The sequence below is a fragment of the Dysosmobacter welbionis genome, from assembly GCF_005121165.3.
Classification (GTDB): domain Bacteria; phylum Bacillota; class Clostridia; order Oscillospirales; family Oscillospiraceae; genus Oscillibacter; species Oscillibacter welbionis.
This window is the reverse complement of the sequence record NZ_CP034413.3, coordinates 2,357,634-2,378,532: the sequence shown is the minus strand read 5'-3', so window position 1 is coordinate 2,378,532 and position 20,899 is coordinate 2,357,634. Positions and strand designations below refer to the sequence as shown.

Here is a 20,899-nt window from a genome sequence, read left to right as displayed (position 1 = left end):
CGTGCACGGTCCAAAAGAAAAGGCCGCTTGGACGCGCTCCGGTGCAGTGGCCCTCCGCGCTGACGGGGGTCGGCGTACCGGTGCCTGCTCCGATTTTGCCTAGCCTTCGGGCACGCTTAGGTCTTCTGCGGTTCCCCCAACTGCCGACCCGTGGCGGATGGTGCGGAGGTCGTCGGGGTGCAAGATCGCATTTGACCAGCTTCTCTTTTCGCGCGTTCCGCGTCGCTACGCGCTGGCTGGTTCTCCGCGGAAGCGTGAGCGGCAGCGGAAAGCGAAGCAGGGGTATCCCTGAACCTCCCCGGGCCTAAGGATTCCCCAAGGGCGGTGCGTTTCCGTCCCTGACTTCTGCAAGGGAGTGCCAACCATCCCCCGCCGGCGGCAGGAGGTCTGCGCTGGCGCAGACCGCCCCGCCGAAGCGCTTTTTCTCTTCCACCGGGCGCGGCGCATTCTCTTTTTGGCGCAACCAAAAAGAGAATGGGGGGCGCATCCCGCCGGACAAGCCCCCTGCGGGAGCAGAGATCCCCGAGGCCGCCGCGACGGCGGCCCATCTCATGTTACCCCCGCTTGTCGCTTCGCCCCACCAGATAGTCGATGGTGACGCCGAAGTGGTCCGCCAGCTTCCAGGCGTTTTCCAGGTTGGGGAGGTTAACACCACCCTCAAATTTCTGGTAGTGCTGCTCAACAATCCCAATCGCCTCAGCTACCTGAACCTGTGTCTCTTTTTTCTCCTTGCGCAATTCTCGCAGTCTTTCTTTCAAAAGCATTTTGTTCCTCTTGACACCGCGAATTAACTGTGTTATCTTTTCATCATAGCACAGTGAAAATGGTGTTTTTTGAAAGGTGGTTTCTATGTCAGACTTTATGATATGGCTTTATCTCCACTACATCAAGCCCTACCTGGACACTGTCCCAGCGGACGACTATAACTTCCACATGGATATGATTCATAACGAGTTGGGTTATCACGCCTTGGAAAGCTATGAAAAAAACCTGGAGTTCACCGCCATCCACGCTTTCCTGCTGGGCCTGCGCACCGGCCGGGGCCTGCCCCGGGAGTGATTCACCGCCCGATGCCCAGCTCCCCCAGGATGGCTTCCTCTCTCGCCCGCATCTGGGCCTTCTGGGGCCCCTCGTCCAGATGGTCGTACCCCAGCAGGTGCAGAACAGAGTGCACCACCAGATAGCTCAGCTCCCGCCGTTTGGCGTGGCCGTACTCCCTGGCCTGGGCCGCCACATGCTCCATGGAGATCACCATGTCCCCCAGGGGCACCAGGCCGGTGCCCGGGTCTGCGTCCTCCGGTGCGGGCAGCTCCCCGGGCCGAAGGTCGAACTCCGGAAAGCTCAGCACGTCCGTAGAGGCGTCCACCTGCCGCATCTCCCGGTTGATTTCGTGAATGCCGCTGTCGTTCGTCAGCAGCACGTCCACCTCACAGGGAACGTCCACCCCCTCCGCCGCCAGGGCGGTGCGGATCACCTTGCGGATCAGGGCGCAGTTGCCCTCACTGGCGGCGCCGGGCACGTCGGCGGTGACGGGGATATAATGCCGCTTCGCCATCACTTCCGCCCCTTTCCGCCGTTTTTCGCGGTCTCGTACCGCTCATAGGCCTCCACGATCCGCTGGACCATCACATGGCGGACCACGTCGGCGTTGGTCAGCTCGCAGATGCCGATGCCCTCCACGTCCCGCAGGACCCGCATGGCCTCCTTCAAACCGGACGCCTTGCCGTCCGGCAGGTCGATCTGGGTCACGTCGCCGGTGATGACGATCTTGGACCCGAAGCCCAGCCGGGTCAGGAACATCTTCATCTGCTCCCGGGAGGTGTTCTGGGCCTCGTCCAGGATGATGAAGCTGTCGTCCAGCGTCCGGCCCCGCATATAGGCCAGAGGGGCCACCTCAATGTTGCCCCGCTCCAAATACTTCTGATAGGTCTCCGCCCCCAGCATGTCGAAGAGGGCGTCGTACAGCGGCCGCAGGTAGGGATCCACCTTTGATTGCAGGTCCCCGGGCAGGAAGCCCAGCCGCTCGCCGGCCTCCACCGCCGGACGGGTCAGGATGATGCGGTTCACCTGCTTGTCCCGAAACGCCTGCACGGCGGCGGCCACGGCCAGATACGTCTTGCCGGTGCCCGCCGGGCCCACGCCGATGGTGACGGTGTTCTTCAGGACGGACTTGATATACTCCTTCTGACCGATGGTCTTGGGCTTGATGGGCCGGCCCTTGGCGCTGATGCACAGTACGTCGCCGGTGAGCTCGGTGATCTGGGACTCCTTGCCGCTGCGCACCAGGCCGATGACGTAGCGGACGTTCTGCTCCCCGATGGCCTCCCCCCGCGAAGAGAGGGTCAGCAGGGCCTGGATGGCCTTGCAGGCCAGCATGGTGTCCTCCGGCTCGCCCTCCACCCGGAGCTCCCCGTCCCGGTTCACCACCGTGACGGAGAACTCCTGCTCCAGCAGGCGGATGTTCTCGTCAAAGGAGCCAAAAATATTCACGGCCTGCTCCAGCCGCTCAATGCTGATTCGCTGTTCCAAGGTATCACTCCTGTATCTCCCGGGCATCAGCCGCCCGATTCTTCTGTGGGGTCTGTGTAGATGGGCACGGCCCGGCCGATCTCCTCCACACACTCCGCCGTCAGTGTCACCAGCAGTCCGTCCCCCTCCCGGCGAGAAGTGCACAGGGTAGAGCTGACGGTGCCGTAGGGGTCCACCAGAGTGTGGAGGTAGTCCGTGAGGATCGCCTCACCCCGGCTCTCCGCCTGGGCGGCGGAGACCTCGGCGGGGACCGTCTCGTAAAAACGAAAGGTCTCCTTCACAAAGGTGACCGGCAGCGGCAGCCCGAACAGGGACCACTGGGTCCTTTCGGTTATTTTATCATAGTTTCCCGTCCCGATGCTACTGTTTAAAAAGAATTTTACCCGATTTGTCCCAAAGACCAGGGAGTAGCCCTGTTTCTCCTCTCCGGTGTACTGCTTTTCCGCCACCGTCAGAGGCATTACTGTGGAGAGGGTGTACCAGGTCCGGGCCTCCGCCTTTCCCATGCCGGTCAGGACCCGGGCGCCCACGGTCTCCGTGTCCTCCACGCCGGAGATCAGCAGCTCGCCCGCCTCCACCGACGTCCCCGGCAGCACGCACCGGACCCCATCCATCGCCTGGATGTCCAGGATCAGCCCGTCCCGGCGGGCCACCACGTTGGTGGGCTCCCGCTCGTCCACCGGCTCCGGCGCCTCCACCCGCTCCCGCACCTCTACATAGGCCCGGCAGCCGGAGACGTTCACTGTGATCCACAGCAGCTCCGGAATCTCCAGCAGCACATGGTTGCGGATGTCCTCCGTGTCCAGGGAGATGCCGAAGGTCCCGATCCCCACCCCCTGCCGCTGCAGCGCCCGCAGGATCTCCTCGTCTGTGACCCGCTGGTTCCCCTCCACCGTGAAGTCCCAGATGAAGAAGGAGCCGAAGAACAGCAGTGCGCTGCACAGGGTCAGTCCCGCCAACAGCGCGTGCCGCCGCCGGAACCGGCCCAGGAAGAAGGGTACCCCCTCCTTCCGCACCACGGTCAGCCGGCAGTCCAGCTGTTTCACCGCCCGGCGCAGGGCGTAGTAATCCCGCCGGTTCAGCCGGCAGGTGAAGGCAGTCTCGGACTCCCACTCCATATCCCAGAAGGCCAGGTTCCGGGCGCCGCACAGATTCAGCACCCGCTCCGGAAAGGGGGTCTCCACCCGGATCCGGACCTGGCCCTGGAGCCGGTTGACGATCTGATTCAGCATGGTGTCACCTCACCCACTCCACGGCGGCAATGTCCCCGCCGATCCGCAGCTCCTCCGCCGTCATGGCCATCAGGGCCAGGCGGGCGCCCCGGACCCGCAGCACGCCGCCGGTGGTGTTTACGTCGATCTGCTCGTCGCTGTACGCCAGGATGCCTGTGTGGTGCTCCAGATACAGCTGGCGGCTGCCCATCATCTCCAGGTGGGGCAGGCCCGCCACCAGATCTGCCGGCAGGTCGAACAGCTCCGCCACCGTGTCCAGCACGCCACCGTTTCGGTCCTTTCGATTCCGCTCCATACGTTCACCTCTTCCCGACTGTATGCACAAACGTCCCGCAACATGCCGGGGGCATAGTGTCCCCCGCTCCGGCATAGGGTGTGGAGAGGTGATGCGGGATGCGGATTCGATGGCGGATACTGGCCTGCCTGTGCCTCGGCGGCCTGCTGGTGTGGTTTCTGGCGGACGCCGGGGCCGTGCGGGACAGTGTGGCGGAAGCTTTGGCCCTCTGTGCCCGTTCCGTGGTCCCCTCCCTGTTCCCCTTCCTGGTGGCCTCCTCAGCGCTGCTGGCTCTGGGGTTCGGGGAGCTGGCCGCCCCCTGGCTGGCGGGGCTGATGGAGCCGCTGTTCCGGGTCCCCGGTGCTGGCAGTGCTGCGCTGGTGCTGGGGTTGGTGGGGGGCTACCCCATCGGCGCCAAGACGGCAGCAGACCTCTACCGGGAAAATCTGGTCTCCCGGGAGGAGGCGGAGCGGCTGCTGGCCTTCTGCAACAACTCCAATCCGGTGTTCCTCATCAGTGTGCTGGGCGTGGGGGTGTTCGGCAGTGTGCGGGCCGGGGTGTGGCTGTGGCTGATCCATGTGCTCTCCGCCCTTCTGACGGGACTGGTGTTTCGGGGCAGCGGAAAATCCGCTTCCCGGCAGGAGCTGACAAGGCGTCCTCCTTTCCGGGCTGTCAGCTTTGCGGAGGCCTTCACCGGGGCTGTCCGGTCCTCGCTTGCCGGGATTCTGTCTGTGTGCGCCTTCGTGGTGTTCTTCTATGTGCTGGCGCAGCCTCTCACCGCCGTGGGCGGCCGCCTGGGGGCGGTCCTGGTGGCGGCGCTGGAGCTCTTCTCCCTGACGCCACTGCTGACAGCTGATGCCTTCGGCTTTCTTCTGGCGGCGGCAGCAGCGGGCTGGGGCGGCCTCTCGGTCCTGTGTCAGACGCTGGCGGTGCTGGAGGGCAGCGGCCTGCGGCTGCGGAACTGCTTCCTGGGCAAGGTGGTGCAGAGTGCCTTCTCCCTGCTGCTGGCCGCTTTGCTGGTGGGCTACGTGCTGGGATAAAAACAGCCTCCCTGTTGTCGAAGCCGATAACAGGGAGGCATATTTTGTCGTGAAATTCCGTTTTGTGATGGAATTACCGCTGGCCCTTGTCGTAGGGAATGCCCTCCGCCTTGGGGGCGCGGGACTTCTGAGATGTGAAGGCCAGCACCACCAGGGAGATGACATAGGGCAGCATGTTATACACGGAGCTGGGCAGGTTCAGATTGCTCAGCAGGTCGAAGCCGCTGTACACATTGCCCAGGGCCCGGAAGAAGCCGAACAGCAGCGCCGCCAGGGCGATGCGGGTGGGCTTCCACTGGCCGAAGATCATCACCGCCAGGGCCAGGAAGCCGAAACCGGCCACGCCGTTTTCAAACTTCCACTCGCTGACGCCCGCGATGATATACACAATGCCGCCCAGGCCGCCCAGCACGCCGGAGATCAGTACGCCGGCGTAGCGCATCCGGTAGACGTTGATGCCCACGGAATCCGCTGCCTGGGGATGCTCGCCGCAGGCGCACAGCCGCAGGCCGAAGCGGGTCTTGTACAGCACCACATAGGCGATTACCAGGGCGATCACCGCCAGCAGCATGCACCAGTTGAACTCAAAGCCGCCGATGTTCACCAGGAATGCCTTGCGGCCGTCCAGGTACTGGATGGTGGAGGACACGTTGTCCGGATCGGCGGCGGTGTTCATGGCCTTCACGAACACGGTGGCCGCGGCGGTGCCCAGCAGGTTCATGGCCGTGCCCACCAGTGTCTGGTCCGCCTTGAAGTTCACGGCCGCCACCGCCAGCAGCAGGGAGTAGATCATGCCCAGCAGGATACTGGCCAGCACCGTCAACAGCACCACCACAAAGGCGGAGGTGCCTGCAGGCAGGAACTTCATCATCAGCGCACCGCCCAGGGCGCCCATGACCATGATGCCCTCCAGGCCGATGTTGATGACGCCGGAGTGTTCAGAGAAGCAGCCGCCCAGCGCCACCAGCAGCAGGACGGAGGCGAAAATCAGCGTGTATTGCAGCAGCAGTAACATTACGCCTTCCCTCCTTCCTCAGAGCCGGGCCGGTCTTCCTTTGCCCGCCGCTTTTCATCCCGCCGGTCCAGCCGGCTGTTCATAAAGACCTTGAAGAACAGTACGAAGCCGCACAGGTAGATAATCAGGGCGGAGATCAGATCAGAGATCTGGGCGGAGTACATGGTCTTGTCCACATACGCGCCGCCGTTGGTGATGTGCTGAATGAAATACGAGGAGAAGATAGCGCCGATGGGATTCAGTCCGCCCAGGAAGGCGGCGGCGATGCCGTTGAAGCCCATGGCCGGCACCGCGGACTGTGTGACCTGCCACTGCTCGAATCCGGTGAGGAACAGCGTGGCCGCGCCCATACCGGCAAGGCCGCCGGCGATGGCCATGGTGAGGATGATGTTTCGCTTCTCCTTCATGCCGCAGTACTTGGCCGCAAACTTGTTGCAGCCGGTGGCCCGCAGCTCATAGCCCAGCTTGGTCTTCTCCAGCAGGACCCAGATGCCCACGGCCACGATCACCGTCAGGGGGATGGCGATGGTCACATACTGGTTGTCGGAGAACAGGGCGCCCAGGCCCAGAGAGGGCAGGATGGCGTCGGGATTCGTGCTGCTCAGGGTGAAGGTGTAGGGACTGGCTGTCTCCTTCACCTGGGACAGCAGGGCGTTCACCAGATACAGGCTGATCCAGTTGAGCATGATGCAGGAGATGACCTCATTCACATTGCGGTACGCCTTCAGGAGCCCGGAGATGGCGCCCAGCACCGCACCGGCAGCAATAGCCGCCAACAGGCACACGTACCAGGGCAGCCCGAAGCCCAAGGCGCAGTACAGGCTGGCGCCGGCGCCGATGACGTACTGGCCGGCGGCGCCGATGTTGAACAGGCCCACCTTATAGGCGAACAGCACCGACAGGCTGCACATCAGCAGCGGCGCGGTCTTCACCAGCGTGTTGCCCAGATACCGCAGCCGGGCCGCGGCGCTGGGATAGTACAGGAAGTTCTCCACAATGGTGCGGATGGCCTCTCCCGCGCCGGCGGGGTTGATAATCAGCAGCACGATATAGCCGATCAGCAGGCCCAGCACGATGCACAGCAGGGATGCCAGCAGGGACTGGAATCCCTTGTTCCGCAGGAGGGATGATTTTTCTTGTCTCATGGTTTCTCAAGCCCCCTTCCGCTTGGCGCCGGCCATGTACAGGCCCATCTCTTCCGCCGTGGTGGTCTTGGGGTCCAGCTCGCCCACGATCTCGCCCTCATAGATCACCAGGATACGGTCGGACAGGGACATGACCTCGTCCAGCTCCAAGCTCACCAGCAGCACCGCCTTGCCGGCGTCCCGCTGGGCCACGATCTGCTTGTGATATCGATGGCGCCCACGTCCAGGCCGCGGGTGGGCTGCACGGCGATCAGCAGCTCCGGGTCCTTGTCGATCTCCCGGGCGATGATGGCCTTCTGCTGGTTGCCGCCGGACATGCTGCGGGCCACTGTGACAGGCCCCTGGCCGGAGCGGACGTCGTACTGCTCGATCAGGCGGTTGGCGTACTCGCGGATGGCCTTGCGCTTCAGGAAGCCCGCCTTGCTGACGAACTGAGGCTCAAAGTACCGCTGGAGCACCATGTTGTCCTCCAGGGTGTAGTCCAGCACCAGGCCGTGCTTGTGGCGGTCCTCCGGAATGTGGCTCATGCCCAGCAGAGACCGCTGCCGGATGGGGGCGCGGGTGATGTCCTGGCCGCAGAGCGTGATCTTGCCGGACTCCAGGGGCTCCAGGCCCGTCAGGCCGTAGATCAGCTCCGTCTGGCCGTTGCCGTCAATACCGGCAATGCAGACAATCTCTCCCGCCCGGACCGTAAAGGAGATATTCTTCACAGCATTGTTGTTATGGAGCTTGGAGGCCACGGTCATACCCTCCACCACCAGGATGGGATCCTTGGGCTTGGAGGGCTCCTTGTGGACTGCGAACTCCACGTCCCGGCCCACCATCATGCGGGACAGCTCTTCACGGCTGGTCTCGGCGATGTTCACCGTGCCGATGTATTTGCCCTTCCGCAGGACCGTGCAGCGGTCCGCCACGGACATGATCTCATTCAGCTTGTGGGAGATGAACAGGATGGATTTGCCCTCTGCCGCCAGGTTCTTCATGATCTGCATCAGCTCGTCGATCTCCTGCGGCGTCAGCACAGCGGTGGGCTCGTCGAAGATCAGGATCTCATTGTCCCGGTAGAGCATCTTCAGGATCTCCGTGCGCTGCTGCATGCCCACGGTGACATCCTCCACCAGTGCGTCCGGGTCCACCTGCAGGCCGTACTTCTCCGACAGGGCCAGGACCTTCTCCCGGGCCTCCTGCTTCTGCAGGAAGCCGTTCTTGCAGGGTTCCACGCCCAGGATGATGTTGTCTAAAATGGAAAAGCATTCCACCAGCTTGAAGTGCTGGTGGACCATGCCGATCCCCAGTGCGTTTGCATCGTTCGGGTCCTTGATCTGCACCACCTGGCCGTCTTTTTTGATGACGCCCTCCTCCGGCTGGTACAGGCCGAACAGCACGCTCATCAGCGTGGACTTTCCGGCGCCGTTTTCTCCCAACAGCGCGTGGATCTCGCCCCGCTTCAGTTGGAGCGTGATGTTGTCGTTTGCGACAATTCCCGGAAAGCGCTTGGTGATATTCAGCATTTCAATGGCATATGGCTGTTCCAAGCTTACCGCCCTCCTCCTCTTGTATAGTGTATTTATTGTACTATATCTTCCGGAATATTTCAAAGAAAAAATGCAGGAATATCAGGTTTGTTTTGTAAAATTTGTCCAGAGGCAAAAAAAGAGGACGGGATTGCTCCCGTCCTCTTCCTGCAAAGACTCTGATCCTTACTTGATGTTGCCGGCAAAGTTCACCGTGATGGTGGTTGCGGGCATGGCGGAGATGTCGTTGGAAACGGTGACATCGCCGTCGTACATGGCCTTCACCAGGGCCTTATAGTCGTCCTGGGTGAAGCCGTCGCCCCACTGGGTGGTCTCCATGGGCAGCTGGACATAGTTGGCGGTGGGATCATCGCCGTTCACCAGGCCCAGGGTCTCCACCTGGCCGCCGTAGTTGGCAAAGTTGCCTGCCACGACCTCGCCCAGCATGTGCTTGACGGTCTCGGCCAGACCCTTCATGGCGGAGGTCACGCACATGCCCTCGCCATAGGTGTCGATGTTGGCGGACTGGTCCACGTCCACGCCGATCAGCTTGCCGCCGACCTTGGCAGCAGCCTCAGCCGCGGAGGTGTAGATGCCGCCGCCGCTGGCGAAGACGACCTCCACGCCCAGGGTCTGATACCAGTTGTCCATGTAGGCGGTGATATCGCTGTCGCCATAGAACTGGTTGCCATAGGCATACTCCATCACGACCTGGTCGGCGATGCCCATCTCCACGGCAGCGGCGTCAGCGCCCTGCACGAAGCCATAGCCGAACCGCTGCACGGCGGGAACGGCCATGCCGCCCAGCACGCCCAGGTGGGTGTAGCCCAGCTTCACGGCGGCGTAGCCGGCCATGTAGCCGCACAGCTCTTCCTGATACACAGCGCAGTACACGTTGGAGGGCACGGTGTAGTCCTCGCCCAGATCGCCCTGCGCCACGTCCAGCGCGATGAAGGTCACGTCGGGATACAGCTCCGCGGTCTCCTTGATGGTCTCGGCAAAGGCGTAGCCGGGCATCACGATGACGTTGTAGCCGTCAGCCACAGCGGCGTCCACCATGGCCACACGCTCGGCGGTGGAGTCACCGGCGGGCTTGTAGTACTCGAACTGCAGGCCCTCGGCGTCACAGAACTCCTGGCAGGCCTCATAGGTGGTCTGGTTGAAGGACTGGTCGGTGATATCGCCGTAGTCAGTAATCATAGCCACCTGATAAGCGGCGGTCTCGGCGTTGCCGCCATCCTCCGCATCGGCGCCCCCGTCAGCGGCGGTGTCGTCCCCGCCGCCGCAGGCGACCAGGGACAGGGACATCACCAATGCCAGGAGCAATGCAAGAAACTTCTTCATTGGAATCTACCTTCCTTCGTTTTGTTATCCGCGCGAAAATCTCTCCGCGCAGGATGACCTCAACGGGTCAGGCCCATTATAACAACTCTTCCTGAGGATTGCAACCGCATTTCCAAATTGTTTTCTTTTTCGCCACATTTTGTTGAAATTTTTATGAATTTCGGATATCTTTTTTACGGTTTTGTAAAAAGCAGAACCAATTCTGCAAAATTTTTGCTGTGGTTTGTCACGGCTCTGTTTCCATTGTCACCGGTCATTTCCCGGAGAGGCTCGGCCTGTGCCGGACCGGGAAAATATGGAAAAGATGCTCCGCGTCCCGGCCCGGCGGCTTTGCCGGCGGGCCTCCCGCTTTCACCTTTGCCGAAAGTCGCCGCTGCGGCGGGCCGATCAACTATGAAGGGGGACTCAACGTCCCCCTTCATGCTTCCCCCGCGTGGCCGCGGGGACTGATTCTTCTTTTTTGAACTCGCCTTACTTCTTCGCCATTTCCACGGCAACGCCCAGGGCGATCTCCATCATCTGGGTGAAGGTGGTCTGGCGGTCGGCGGCAGGCAGCTCCTCGCCGGTAATCAAGCTGTCGGAGATGGTACAGATGGCCAAGGCCCGCTTGCCCGCCTCGGCGGCGTTGCAGTACAGGGCCGCGCTCTCCATCTCTACGGCCAGCACGCCCATCTTGCCCCAGTCCAGAGTGTTGCCCGCCTTGTTGTAGAACACGTCGGAGCTGAGCAGGCTGCCCACATGGGGCTCGATGCCGAGCTTCCGGGCTACCGTCACGGCGGTCTCCAGCAGGGTGAAGTCCGCGATGGGGGCGAAGGTGCCGCCCAGGCCGAACTGGTGGGCGTAGTTGGAGTCCGTGCAGGAGCCCTGGCCGAACACCACGTCCCGCACCTTCAGCTGGGGGGAGATAGCGCCGGCGCTGCCCACCCGGATGATGTTGTCCACATCATAGAAGTGGAACAGCTCATGGGAGTAAATGCCGATGGAGGGCATCCCCATGCCGGAGGCCATGACGGACACAGGCGTGCCCTGATAGGTGCCGGTGTAGCCCTGGACGCCCCGGACGTTGTTCACCAGCTTCGCGTCCTGCAGAAAGGTCTCCGCGATGAATTTGGCCCGCAGCGGATCGCCGGGCATCAGAACGGTCTTGGCAAAGGCCCCCTGGGCCGCCTCGTTATGGGGAGTTCCCATGCTTTCATTTCCTCCTTATTTCTCTTCCATGGCCTTCACGGCCTTGACGATGCGGCTGGTGCCCAGGCGGGAGGCACCCAGGTTGATGAAGTCCTCCGCGTCCTTCAGGTCGGCGATACCGCCGGCGGCCTTGATCTTCACGTTGGGGCCCACGTGCTTGGCGAAAAGGGCCACGTCCTCCCGGGTGGCGCCGCCGGTGCCGAAGCCTGTGGAGGTCTTGATATACTCCGCGCCGGAGGCGGTGACGATCTCGCACATCTTGATCTTCTCCTCGTCTGTGAGGAAGCAGCACTCGATGATGACCTTCAGCAGCCTGCCCTTGCAGGCGGCCTTCACGGCCTTGATCTCGGCGAGCAGGTCATCCCACTTCTGATCCTTCACCCAGCCCAGGTTGATGACCATGTCCACCTCCTCGGCGCCGTTCTCCACGGCGTCCGTGGCCATGAAGCACTTGGCGGCGGTGGTGTCATACCCGTTGGGGAAGCCGATCACCGTGCAGATGGGCAGCTTTCCCGCCACATACTCCGCCGCCTGCTTGACATAGCTGGCAGGGATGCAGACGCTGGCGCAGCCGTACTTCATACCATCGTCGCAGATGGCCTGGATCTCCTTCCAGGTGGCCGTTTGGGCCAGCAGAGTGTGGTCGCACTTGCTCAGAATCTCTTTCACTTCCATTTGAAGCATCTCCTTTATCATTCATATTTTGTCGCCCACGCCGGCGAAATATACCCGTTTTCCATGTATCTCCTGGCGGAAGACCCGCCTTTGGGCCTCCAGATGGTCCAGATGGGCCAGGGCCTCTCCCACGGCAAAGAACTTCTGCGCCAGGGGAAAATCCGCCCAGTTCCGGCAGCGGATGCTCCAACGCATCCGGCCTGCGATCTGATAGGCGGTGAGGCCCGGCGCCTTCTCCACGGTCCGCAGGGTGTCCTCCAGCCGGCGGGCGTGGTGGGCCTTCAGCTCCGCCGTCCGCTGCCGCAGGTCCCCGGTCTCCGCCCGGTGGGCGGGATACAGCTCCGCTGTGTCCAGAGCGGCCGTCCTGTCCAGACTGCTGAGATAGTCCCCCAAAGAGTCCTCCACTCCCTGCCAGCGGCAGATGTTGGGCGTGATGTGAAACAGCACATGGTCGCCGCAGAACAGCCGCCGGCGGGCCGGGTCATACAGGCACAGGTGCCCCGGCGTGTGGCCCGGCGTCAGCACGCACCGCAGCATACGGCCGCCGTAATGGAGCGCCGCGCCGTCCTGCAGCTCCGTATAGAGCCCTTCCCGCCAGGGCGGGGCCGCCGTCTGGGCCGGATTGTCTCCCCACAGGGCCTCCATCTCCGCCTGGGTGAAGCCGTCCCGCACATATTCCCCGTAAAGCCGCTTCCAACAGGACGGATCCGAGGCGTTTTTCACGCCGGGGCTGTCGATCTCCCCGATATAGATCCGGCAGCCGGGGCGGATCAGCTCCGGCGCCAGCCCTGTGTGGTCGCTGTGGAGGTGGGTGCAGAAAATGTCCAGCCGGTCCCGGTCCACGTGCGTCTCCGCCAGCTGGCGCTCCATGGCCTCGCGGCAGGACTGCTGGCGGAAGCCCGTGTCGATCAGCAGGCTCCGCTCTCCGGTCAGCAAATAGCTGTTCAAGTTTTTCAGCGGGTTCCCCACCAAGGGGATGTCCAGCCGCCAGAGGTCCTCCGCCAATCGCTCCGCCATGGGCCGCTTCCTTTCCAAAAGGTAGATTCAGTATAGCAGACTTTGGCCCGCCTGTCCAGTGAGACGGGCCTTGCTCCCCCGCCTCCTCCGGACGGATGGGCAGCTCCGGCGCTTTCGCTGAAGGGGCCCGCTTCCAAACCTTGAAGCAGCCAGACGTATATGATATCATATAGAAAAGCAACCATTTCCGTATAAAAGGGAGGCCATCCACATGAAGCCATTGATCTTCTGGTCTATATTGGCAATGCTGTTGATGATAGGCTGTCCGTGGTTGGCAGCAACATTTGCAGGCAGCGCGGGAATGGCCGTCTGCCTTCTGCTGTTCTTTGGGGTCAATCCCATATTTTCTGCTGTATGCGGCGTATTTGCAGGAAAGGACATCAAGCGGCTGTGGCCCCTTCCAATTGTTGTCGCGGGATTATTTCTGGCAGGGGCGTGGCTATTCTTTGCGATGGGTGAAACAGCGTTTTTGTTGTATTGCGTCTGCTATCTCATGATTGGCATGATCGCGATGCTGATGCGTTCTTTTCTGAAGGGCAGAAGAGCGTGATCCCAATATACAGAATAGTGGAACCAAGGCCCTCATGTGCGGCAGCGGGGCCTTTTATATACCGTTCTGTTCCGTCTTTTCCGCCAAGAGAGTCTTGGGAACGCCCAAATCGGCCCGGGCAGTAAAGGGACCGGGCCTTGCCAAGCGCTCTGCCCGGTGCTAAAATGGAGCCATTCTCAAGATTTGGAGGCTACCCCATGAAAAAACGACTTCTTTCGCTCCTCTGTGTCCTTGTCCTGACGGTGAGCGTGATCCCCGCCGCCTCCGCTCTGGAGGGGGAGGCGGCCCGGGCCGCGGACACCCTCTCCACCCTGGGACTGATCGACTCTACATATAATCTGGACGCCCCCGCCACCCGGGCACAGGCGGCCGTGCTGCTGGTGCATCTGGCCGGGGCAGAACAGGCCGCCGCGGCAGACAACTGGCTGGCCGGCTTCCGGGATGTTCCCGCCTCCATCGCCCAGGAGGTGAACTACGCCGCCCGGCAGGGCTGGATCACCGGCGTCACGGCGACAGCCTTCCGGCCGGACGCGGCCCTCACCGCCAACGCCTGGAGCGCCTTCCTGCTGCGGATGCTGGGGTATTCCGACAAGGCGGGCGACTTTACCATTGCCGACGCCGCGGGTTTCGCCCAGCGGATCGGCCTCTTCCCCATCGCCTATACCGGCACCCTGACCCAGGGGACCTGTTTGAGATGGCGGCGGATGCCCTGTCCTTCTCCTACCGGGACGGCAGCGCCACAGTGATCGGGCGCCTGGTGAGCCAGGGGACCGTCTCCCGGGCCGCGGCCAACGCCCTGGGCCTGCTGACCCCCGCCCTCACCGCCCGGCAGGTGGCGGACCGCTGCGCGGCCGCCGTGTTCCGTCTGGACACCTATGAGACGGAGGCGTACCGGGACGAAGGCCTTGTCACCGGCGAGGCCAGCGGCTTCTTCATCACGGAGGACGGGCTGGCCATCACCAACTACCACTCCATCGCGGACGCGGTCTCCGCCACCGCCACGCTCTCCACCGGGGATGTATATGAGGTGGAGCGGGTCATCTACTACGATCCGGACATCGATATCGCGGTGATCCGCGTCTCCCACGCCGCCCTAAAGGGACACGACACCTCTGCTTTTGCCACGCTGGACATCGCGGATTCCGGCACCGGAGACCTGCGGGCGGGCGACACGGTCTACGCCATCGGCAATCCCCTGGGCCTGGGGCTGGCAGTCAGCTCCGGCATCGTCAGCGCCACGCAGCGGGATGTGGAGCGGTACGCCCTGCCCTGCGTCATGAGCACCGCCGACATCTCCGAGGGCAGCAGCGGCGGCGCCCTGCTGAACGTCTACGGTCAGGCGGTAGCCGTTACCTCCGGCGCCTATGTCTACGGCAATAGTATGTATCTGGCGGTGCCCATCGACCCCATCCTCACCGCCGATCTCACTGGTGAGGGCCTGACCCTGCCGGAAGTCCTCGAGGCGGAAACCGTCGGCTGAATACCGAAGCGCCTGAAAGAGGCGGCGCCCCATGGGCGCCGCCTCTTTTTTCGCATTCAATGGGTCAGGATGAACTGCTCCAGCTCCTCCGGTGTCCGGACCACGGCCACAGCGCCGCTCTCCGCCAGCTCGCCGGGGGCGGCGTAGCCGAAGAACTCCACGCCCGCGCAGGCGATGCCGCACGCCTTGGCGCCCAGCACGTCGAACTTCCGGTCCCCCACCATCAGGATCTCCGGCTTGTGGGCCTCCGTCAGCTCCAGGCGGCGCATAGTCTCCCGGATCACGTCCGCCTTGCTCCAGTCCCCCACGGGCGGGCTGCCCGTCACAACAGCCAAAGACGGCGTGAAGCCGAACTTCTCGCAGATGGGCACACACAGGCTCTCCGGCTTGGAGGAGGCCAGAGCCAGCACATAGCCCCGGGCCTTCAGCCGGGCGCACAGGTCCGCCATGCCGGGGGCGGCCATGTTCTCAAACTTGCCGACAGGCTCGTACCGCTCCCGGAAGGCGGCGATGGCCTCCGCGGCCCGCTCCGCCGAAAAGCCGCAGAATTCCGCGAAGGAGTCCTGCAGGGGCGGGCCGATGAATTTGATGAGGGTGCTCTCCGGCGGCACCGGCTCCCCCAGCTTGTCAAAGGCATACCGCAGGCTGTTGAGGATGCCCTCCTTGGAGTCTGTCAGCGTGCCGTCCAAATCAAAGAAAATATAGTGATACATACACTTCTCCCCTTATTCTTCGCCGGAGAGATTCTATCATGTTTCGCCCTCCTCCGCAAGAGGGGGGCGGCGCTTTTTCCAATGTAGCAGCGTCCAAACCAGCACGCCAGCCCCGGAGACGGCGCCGGCGATCAGCACCCCCTGCCGCAGCCGGAGCCAGAGTGCCACATCCGCCTCCAGCCGCCCCCGCAGGATGGTCCAGCTCTCCGGGAAACCGCTTTGGACCAGCTCTTCCCCATATCGGGCGATCCAGGGCGCCAACACCCGGTCCAGCTGGCCGTCCGCCAGGAACCACAGCCCCGCCAGAAGTACCGCCCACGCCAGCCACACCAGCCAGAGCCGCCGGGTCCGCCGCAGGAAGCCGCCGCTCCGGTGGAGCATTGGCCGCAGCCGCTCCGGTATCCACAGCAAAGAGGCATCCGCCCCCGCCCGGCGGCGCAGGGCCCGCTCCAGCACGGCGCACAGCAGCGCCAGCCCCACGGCGAAGAGCAGCGGCTTCCAGGCTTGCATGGTGTCGTAGTACCGCATCTCCGCAAAGTCCACCTCCAGCCTGCCCAGCCGCACCAGCCGCAGCAGGGCCCACCACTGGACGGCGGAGGCGGCCAGCAGCTTGCGGTACAGGTTTTCCCAAATTTTAGCATCCAACGATATATCACCGTACCGGGCCGGATGGACAGCCAGCACATAGCCGATCCATAAGAGGCCCACCGACAGCGGCCAGGCCGCCAGACTGACATAGGCCACCCGGAATGCCGCCAGCACACCCAGCGCCAGGCTGCCGATGAAACAGAGGTCGAACCGGGTCCGCAGCCGCAGCAGCAGGAGGCGCCGCCGTGCCGGTCCCTGGGCCTCCGCTGGCCGGCCCCGCAAGGTCTCTCCCGCCAGGATATCATCGGCGGTGACGCCGTACAGCTCCGCCAAGGCAGGCAGCACGGTGATATCCGGCAGCCCCGCGCCGTTTTCCCACTTGCTCACGGTCTTGTTGGAGACACCCAGCTGATCCGCCGCCTCCTGCTGGGTCATGCCCCGGGCTTTCCGCAGCGCCGCCAGATAGGCGCCTGTCTTTCCGGCATCCATGGGCCTCCCTCCTCTCTGGCCTCAGCATACCGCAAATCAGGCTGTTTGACCATCCCCCGCCCTTGAATTTTGTCTGCGGAGCGTAGAATCGGGCCGGGGACGGCAAAAAACGGCAGAGCGGGCGGCCTGCTCTGCCGTTACGCTTTCCCGTCCGGAATATGCCGCATAATGTCCCCCACCTCACACTTCAGGATCTTGCAGAACATCTCAATGGTGTGGGGGCTGACGCTCTCATTCCGCTTCAGGCGGGTGATCTGGGCTGGATTGATGTGCCAGCGCCTAATCAGGGCGTATTGAGAGATGCCTTTTTCCTTCATTTTGTCCCGCAGGCTGTCATAGGAGATCATCACACGCAAGCCTCTCTTTCTGCCTGCATGTTAACCGAAATTGATGTATGACCAGATCAACCAACATCAGTTCATGTATATGGGAGCAGAAAAGCAAGCGCCCCTCAGGGCCTTGAAAGATGTTACAGATTCTGATTAGTTTCGTGCGGCGCGAACGGTCTTACCTCTCTTTTTATAAAAATCCCCCGGCCGGCGGCCGGGGGATTTGCCGTATGGACTTTTCGAATCAGCCGAAGTACCGCTTCAGCAGGCCCTCGAAAGCCTTGCCGTGACGGGCCTCGTCGCGGGCCATCTCATGCACGGTGTCGTGGATGGCGTCCAGGTTGTACTGCTTGGCCAGCTTGGCCAGCTCGAACTTGCCCAGGGTGGCGCCGTTCTCGGCCTCGACCCGCATCTCCAGGTTCTTCTTGGTGGAGTCGGTCACCACATCGCCCAGCAGCTCCGCAAACTTGGCAGCGTGCTCGGCCTCTTCCAGAGCGGCCCGGCGCCAATACTCACCAATCTCGGCATAGCCCTCACGATATGCCACGCGGGACATGGCCAGATACATGCCGACCTCAGTGCACTCGCCGGTGAAGTTGGCGTTCAGACCGTCGATGATCTCCTTCTGGACCTCGGCGGGAACAGACTCGCCGAAGGACTTGCCCACGCCGACCACATGCTCGGCAGCCCAGCTCAGCTCACCCTTCTGCTCGGTGAACTTGGAGGCGGGAACACCGCACTGGGGGCACTTCTCGGGGGGATTCTCGCCCTCATAAACATAACCGCAGACAGAGCAGACCCACTTCTTCATAGTAAATGTCCTCCTTTTATACTTATCTTTTTTGAAAGCCTTTTTTCCTCAGTCCCCTTGGGACAGTTTGAGTATAACAGGATATTCTAATATTTTGAAGTTGCTTTTGCAACTAATAGAAAACTTTTCCTGGATTTTAAGTCGGCAATTTACGACTCCGTTCAAAGATCAGGTCCACCCGGCTAATCCCTCCATGACTCGTGAAGCTCACCGGGAAAAATCCCACATACCGCCAGCCTTCTGCGGCGTATGCGTCGATAAGCTCCCGGTGTTCCCGGGTGTCTGACAGGAAGCCGCCGCCGGTATCCACCGGAATGTATTTATATTGATACATGTGCCCGCTCCTTTCATACAAATTAACAGCTTGTGGCATTTCTGCTTACAGAAACGGCGGGGAGTTTGCTCCCCGCCGTTTTGGTTTTTGCAAATGTGCGTTATCTTTCCTCCGCCGCCTGGAGCGCCTTCGCCTCCGCGATGGCCTTCTCCTGGGCCGCAGGCGGGCAGTCGCCCCGCAAGCCGCTTTGCGCCCTGCGGGGACCCCGCATTGGATGCAAATCGCCCGAAGTGAATTCGGCCGATTTCAAGATTTTGCCTCCGGCAAAATACTTGTACGCCGGACTCCCGGCGGAGAGACGCGGACTGCCTCTTCCTTACTTCTCCTCCGCCGCCTGGAGCGCCTTCGCCTCCGCGATGGCCTTCTCCTGGGCTGCCGGCGGGCAGTCGCCCCGCAAGCCGCTTTGCGCCCCGCGGGGACCCCGCATTGGATGCAAATCGCCCGAAGTGAATTCGGCCGATTTCAAGATTTTGCCTCCGGCAAAATACTTGTACGCCGGACTCCCGGCGGAGAGACGCGGACTGCCTCTTCCTTACTTCTCCTCCGCCGCCTGGAGCGCCTTCGCCTCCGCGATGGCCTTCTCCTGGGCTGCCGGCGGGCAGTCCTCGTAGCGGACGAAGTGGAAGGTGAAGCTGCCGCGGCTCTGCGTCATAGACCGCAGATCGATGGCGTAGCTGCCCATCTCAGCCATGGGCACCTCCGCAGAGATCACCTGGTTGCCGTCGCCGGTGGGATCCATGCCCATGACGCGGCCCCGGCGCTTGTTCAGATCGCCGATGACGTCGCCCATGTAGCTGTCGGGCACAGTGACCTTCAGCTCGCCCACCGGCTCCAGCAGGACCGGGTTGGCCTCCGGCAGGGCGGCCTTGTAGGCCAGCTGCGCCGCGGTCTTAAAGGCGATTTCGGAGGAGTCCACCGGATGGTAGGAGCCGTCGTACAGCACGGCCTTCAGGTTCACCACGGGATAGCCCGCCAGGGGACCGTGGGCGCAGGCCTCCCGCAGGCCCTTCTCCACCGCAGGGAAGAAGTTCTTGGGCACGCTGCCGCCGAAGACCTCCTCGGCGAAGATCATGTCGTCCTGCTCCGTCTGGGGTTCAAACCGGATCCACACGTCGCCGAACTGGCCGCTGCCGCCGGTCTGCTTCTTGTGGCGGCCCTGCTTCTGGACAGTCTTGCGGATCTTCTCCCGATAGGGCACCCGCACGGGCTTCAGATCCGCCTCCACATTGAAGCGGCTCTTCAGCTTGCTGACCAGCACATCCACCTGCATGTCGCCGGAGCCGTTGAGCACCATCTGGTGGGTCTCGGCGTTGTTGGTGACGGAGAAGGTGGGATCCTCCTCGTTCATACGGGCCAGGCCCTGGGCGATCTTGTCCTCCTGGCCCCGGGTCTTGGGCACGATGGCCACGGAATAGCAGGGCTCTGCGAAGGGCAGTTCCTTCAGGGCGACGACCTTCCGGGCGTCGCACAGGGTATCGCCGGTCTTGACCTTCTCCATCTTGCCGATGGCGCCGATGTCGCCGCAGCCCAGCTCCTTCACCTCGGTGGCCTTCTTGCCCCGCATGGTGTACAGGCGGCCCAGTTTTTCAGAGACGCCGGTGCGGGCGTTGACCATGGGCAGATCCGGCGTCAGGGTGCCGGAGAGCACCTTGACGAAGCTGTACTTGCCGTACTGGTCAGAGACGGTCTTGAACACGAAGGCCGTAGGCACGCCGCCGGGGGAGACCACAAAGGGCTCCGTCTCGCCGTCCTGGCGGGTGGCCTTGTGATAGTTGCCCTCCATGGGGTTGGGCAGCAGGTCCACGATGTCGTCCAGCAGCATCAGGCTGCCCATGCAGTTGACAGCGGAGCCGCACAGCACGGGGAACAGGCTCAACTCCCGCACGCCCTGGCGCAGGCCCTGAATCATCTCGGCGTAGGTGAAGTCCTCGCCGCCGAAGAACTTGTCCATGAACTCCTCGCTGGTTTCGGCCACGGACTCCTTCAGGGCGTTGTTGAACTCCTCGATGACGGCGTCCTTGCCCTCGGGGATCTCGATCTCCACCCGCTTTTGGTCCTGCATCTCATAGGCGCGCTTGTTCAGCACGTCGATGATGCCGGTGACCTTCTTGCCCTCGTCCCAGATGGGCACCACCAGAGGCGCGATCTTGTTGCCGAACCGGGCCCGCAGAGCCTCGAAGGTGGCGTTGTAGTCGCTGTTGTCCTCGTCGGTCTTGGAGATATAGATAAAGCGGGGCATATTCCGCTCCTCGCAGTATTTCCACGCCTTCTCCAGGCCCACGGACACGCCGTCCTTGGCGGAGCAGACGATGATGGCGGCGTCGGCGGCCCGTAGAGCCTCGATCACCTCGCCGGCGAAGTCGAACGCGCCCGGCGTGTCCAGCACGTTGATCCGGCACCCCTTGTACTCCAGCGGCGCCACAGCGGTGGAGATGGAGATCTGCCGCTTGGTCTCCTCCGGATCATAGTCGCAGACCGTATTCCCGTCCGCGCCCCGGCCCATCCGGTCGATGGCCCCGGTCATATACAGCAGGCTCTCTGCCAGGGCGGTCTTGCCGTTTCCGCTGTGGCCCAGCAGACAGACGTTGCGGATGTTTTGTACAGAATAGCTCATGTTTGTTCCACTCCTTAT

At 62.7% G+C, this 20,899-nt stretch carries 22 protein-coding genes and 1 pseudogene; 5 read left to right on the top strand and 18 right to left on the bottom strand.

Annotated features, from left to right (window positions below; all coding sequences use genetic code 11):
• Positions 1 to 554 precede the first annotated feature (554 nt).
• Complete coding sequence (locus EIO64_RS12525) at positions 555 to 758, bottom strand: helix-turn-helix domain-containing protein (RefSeq protein WP_158629789.1); 204 nt, start codon at positions 756 to 758, stop codon at positions 555 to 557.
• A 91-nt stretch (positions 759 to 849) separates the two neighbouring features.
• On the opposite strand from EIO64_RS12525, the gene EIO64_RS12520 reads away from it, so the two are divergent.
• Positions 850 to 1,059: a hypothetical protein gene (locus EIO64_RS12520; RefSeq protein ID WP_021751371.1), complete on the top strand. Its 210-nt coding sequence runs from the start codon at positions 850 to 852 to the stop codon at positions 1,057 to 1,059.
• 1 nt (position 1,060) lies between these two features.
• Here the strand turns inward: EIO64_RS12520 and ybeY are convergent, their stop codons facing one another.
• Genes ybeY through EIO64_RS12500 form a run of 4 tightly spaced genes read right to left on the bottom strand, consistent with a single transcriptional unit; the run spans position 1,061 to position 4,056 of the window.
• Complete coding sequence (ybeY, locus tag EIO64_RS12515; protein WP_136891445.1) at positions 1,061 to 1,555, bottom strand: rRNA maturation RNase YbeY; 495 nt, start codon at positions 1,553 to 1,555, stop codon at positions 1,061 to 1,063.
• Positions 1,555 to 2,556, bottom strand: a complete 1,002-nt coding sequence (locus EIO64_RS12510) for a PhoH family protein (protein ID WP_021751373.1) — start codon at positions 2,554 to 2,556, stop codon at positions 1,555 to 1,557. Before EIO64_RS12510 ends, ybeY begins: the two co-directional genes overlap by 1 nt.
• Positions 2,556 to 3,761: a sporulation protein YqfD gene (locus EIO64_RS12505; protein ID WP_136891444.1), complete on the bottom strand. Its 1,206-nt coding sequence runs from the start codon at positions 3,759 to 3,761 to the stop codon at positions 2,556 to 2,558. The genes EIO64_RS12510 and EIO64_RS12505 overlap by 1 nt, the downstream gene beginning before the upstream one ends.
• Before the next feature lie 4 nt (positions 3,762 to 3,765).
• A complete protein-coding gene (locus EIO64_RS12500) occupies positions 3,766 to 4,056 on the bottom strand; it encodes a YabP/YqfC family sporulation protein (RefSeq protein ID WP_021751375.1) in 291 nt (96 codons plus the stop codon).
• Between the two features lie 98 nt (positions 4,057 to 4,154).
• Between EIO64_RS12500 and EIO64_RS12495 the strand changes: the two genes are divergently transcribed.
• Positions 4,155 to 5,075, top strand: coding sequence for a nucleoside recognition domain-containing protein (locus EIO64_RS12495; RefSeq protein ID WP_021751376.1), 921 nt, complete (start codon positions 4,155 to 4,157; stop codon positions 5,073 to 5,075).
• A 73-nt stretch (positions 5,076 to 5,148) separates the two neighbouring features.
• Here the strand turns inward: EIO64_RS12495 and EIO64_RS12490 are convergent, their stop codons facing one another.
• The 7 genes and pseudogenes from EIO64_RS12490 to EIO64_RS12460 form a co-directional block, all read right to left on the bottom strand.
• Positions 5,149 to 6,090 (bottom strand): ABC transporter permease, encoded by a 942-nt coding sequence (locus EIO64_RS12490; RefSeq protein WP_021751377.1) that lies wholly within the window; start codon positions 6,088 to 6,090, stop codon positions 5,149 to 5,151.
• Positions 6,090 to 7,235 (bottom strand): ABC transporter permease, encoded by a 1,146-nt coding sequence (locus tag EIO64_RS12485; RefSeq protein WP_021751378.1) that lies wholly within the window; start codon positions 7,233 to 7,235, stop codon positions 6,090 to 6,092. The genes EIO64_RS12490 and EIO64_RS12485 overlap by 1 nt, the downstream gene beginning before the upstream one ends.
• 6 nt (positions 7,236 to 7,241) lie before the next feature.
• A pseudogene (locus EIO64_RS12480) lies at positions 7,242 to 8,746 on the bottom strand (ABC transporter ATP-binding protein).
• Positions 8,747 to 8,935: 189 nt separating this feature from the next.
• Positions 8,936 to 10,093, bottom strand: a complete 1,158-nt coding sequence (locus EIO64_RS12475; RefSeq protein WP_021751380.1) for a BMP family lipoprotein — start codon at positions 10,091 to 10,093, stop codon at positions 8,936 to 8,938.
• Between the two features lie 471 nt (positions 10,094 to 10,564).
• Positions 10,565 to 11,281 (bottom strand): purine-nucleoside phosphorylase, encoded by a 717-nt coding sequence (gene deoD / locus EIO64_RS12470; protein ID WP_136891443.1) that lies wholly within the window; start codon positions 11,279 to 11,281, stop codon positions 10,565 to 10,567.
• A gap of 15 nt (positions 11,282 to 11,296) precedes the next feature.
• A complete protein-coding gene (gene deoC, locus EIO64_RS12465; RefSeq protein WP_136891442.1) occupies positions 11,297 to 11,956 on the bottom strand; it encodes a deoxyribose-phosphate aldolase in 660 nt (219 codons plus the stop codon).
• 21 nt (positions 11,957 to 11,977) lie between these two features.
• Positions 11,978 to 12,973, bottom strand: a complete 996-nt coding sequence (locus tag EIO64_RS12460; RefSeq protein ID WP_136891441.1) for an MBL fold metallo-hydrolase — start codon at positions 12,971 to 12,973, stop codon at positions 11,978 to 11,980.
• 211 nt (positions 12,974 to 13,184) lie between these two features.
• Between EIO64_RS12460 and EIO64_RS12455 the strand changes: the two genes are divergently transcribed.
• From EIO64_RS12455 to EIO64_RS12445, 3 genes are all read left to right on the top strand, one after another.
• On the top strand, positions 13,185 to 13,523 hold the full coding sequence (locus EIO64_RS12455) for a DUF2651 family protein (protein ID WP_119310496.1): 339 nt from the start codon (positions 13,185 to 13,187) through the stop codon (positions 13,521 to 13,523).
• A 197-nt stretch (positions 13,524 to 13,720) separates the two neighbouring features.
• Entirely contained in the window at positions 13,721 to 14,269 is a 549-nt protein-coding gene (locus tag EIO64_RS12450) for an S-layer homology domain-containing protein (RefSeq protein WP_158629788.1), read from the top strand.
• Positions 14,218 to 15,003 carry a S1C family serine protease gene (locus tag EIO64_RS12445; RefSeq protein ID WP_136891439.1) on the top strand — a complete coding sequence of 262 codons (786 nt, stop codon included), beginning with the start codon at positions 14,218 to 14,220 and terminating at the stop codon, positions 15,001 to 15,003. Before EIO64_RS12450 ends, EIO64_RS12445 begins: the two co-directional genes overlap by 52 nt.
• 56 nt (positions 15,004 to 15,059) lie before the next feature.
• On the opposite strand, the gene EIO64_RS12440 is transcribed toward EIO64_RS12445, so the two are convergent.
• The 6 genes from EIO64_RS12440 to EIO64_RS12415 all read right to left on the bottom strand — a co-directional run bounded on the left by EIO64_RS12440 (position 15,060) and on the right by EIO64_RS12415 (position 20,881).
• Positions 15,060 to 15,716 (bottom strand): HAD hydrolase-like protein, encoded by a 657-nt coding sequence (locus EIO64_RS12440; RefSeq protein ID WP_119310494.1) that lies wholly within the window; start codon positions 15,714 to 15,716, stop codon positions 15,060 to 15,062.
• A 36-nt stretch (positions 15,717 to 15,752) separates the two neighbouring features.
• The gene (locus EIO64_RS18845) at positions 15,753 to 16,793 is read right to left on the bottom strand and encodes a helix-turn-helix domain-containing protein (protein WP_119310493.1); all 1,041 of its coding nucleotides are present in this window, start codon (positions 16,791 to 16,793) and stop codon (positions 15,753 to 15,755) included.
• Positions 16,794 to 16,930: 137 nt separating this feature from the next.
• Entirely contained in the window at positions 16,931 to 17,140 is a 210-nt protein-coding gene (locus EIO64_RS12430) for a helix-turn-helix domain-containing protein (RefSeq protein WP_021751390.1), read from the bottom strand.
• 226 nt (positions 17,141 to 17,366) lie between these two features.
• Positions 17,367 to 17,933: an NADH peroxidase gene (locus EIO64_RS12425; RefSeq protein ID WP_021751391.1), complete on the bottom strand. Its 567-nt coding sequence runs from the start codon at positions 17,931 to 17,933 to the stop codon at positions 17,367 to 17,369.
• A gap of 136 nt (positions 17,934 to 18,069) precedes the next feature.
• Entirely contained in the window at positions 18,070 to 18,267 is a 198-nt protein-coding gene (locus EIO64_RS12420) for a DUF4177 domain-containing protein (RefSeq protein WP_136891438.1), read from the bottom strand.
• A gap of 532 nt (positions 18,268 to 18,799) precedes the next feature.
• Positions 18,800 to 20,881 carry an elongation factor G gene (locus EIO64_RS12415; protein ID WP_025545335.1) on the bottom strand — a complete coding sequence of 694 codons (2,082 nt, stop codon included), beginning with the start codon at positions 20,879 to 20,881 and terminating at the stop codon, positions 18,800 to 18,802.
• Positions 20,882 to 20,899: the final 18 nt, after the last annotated feature.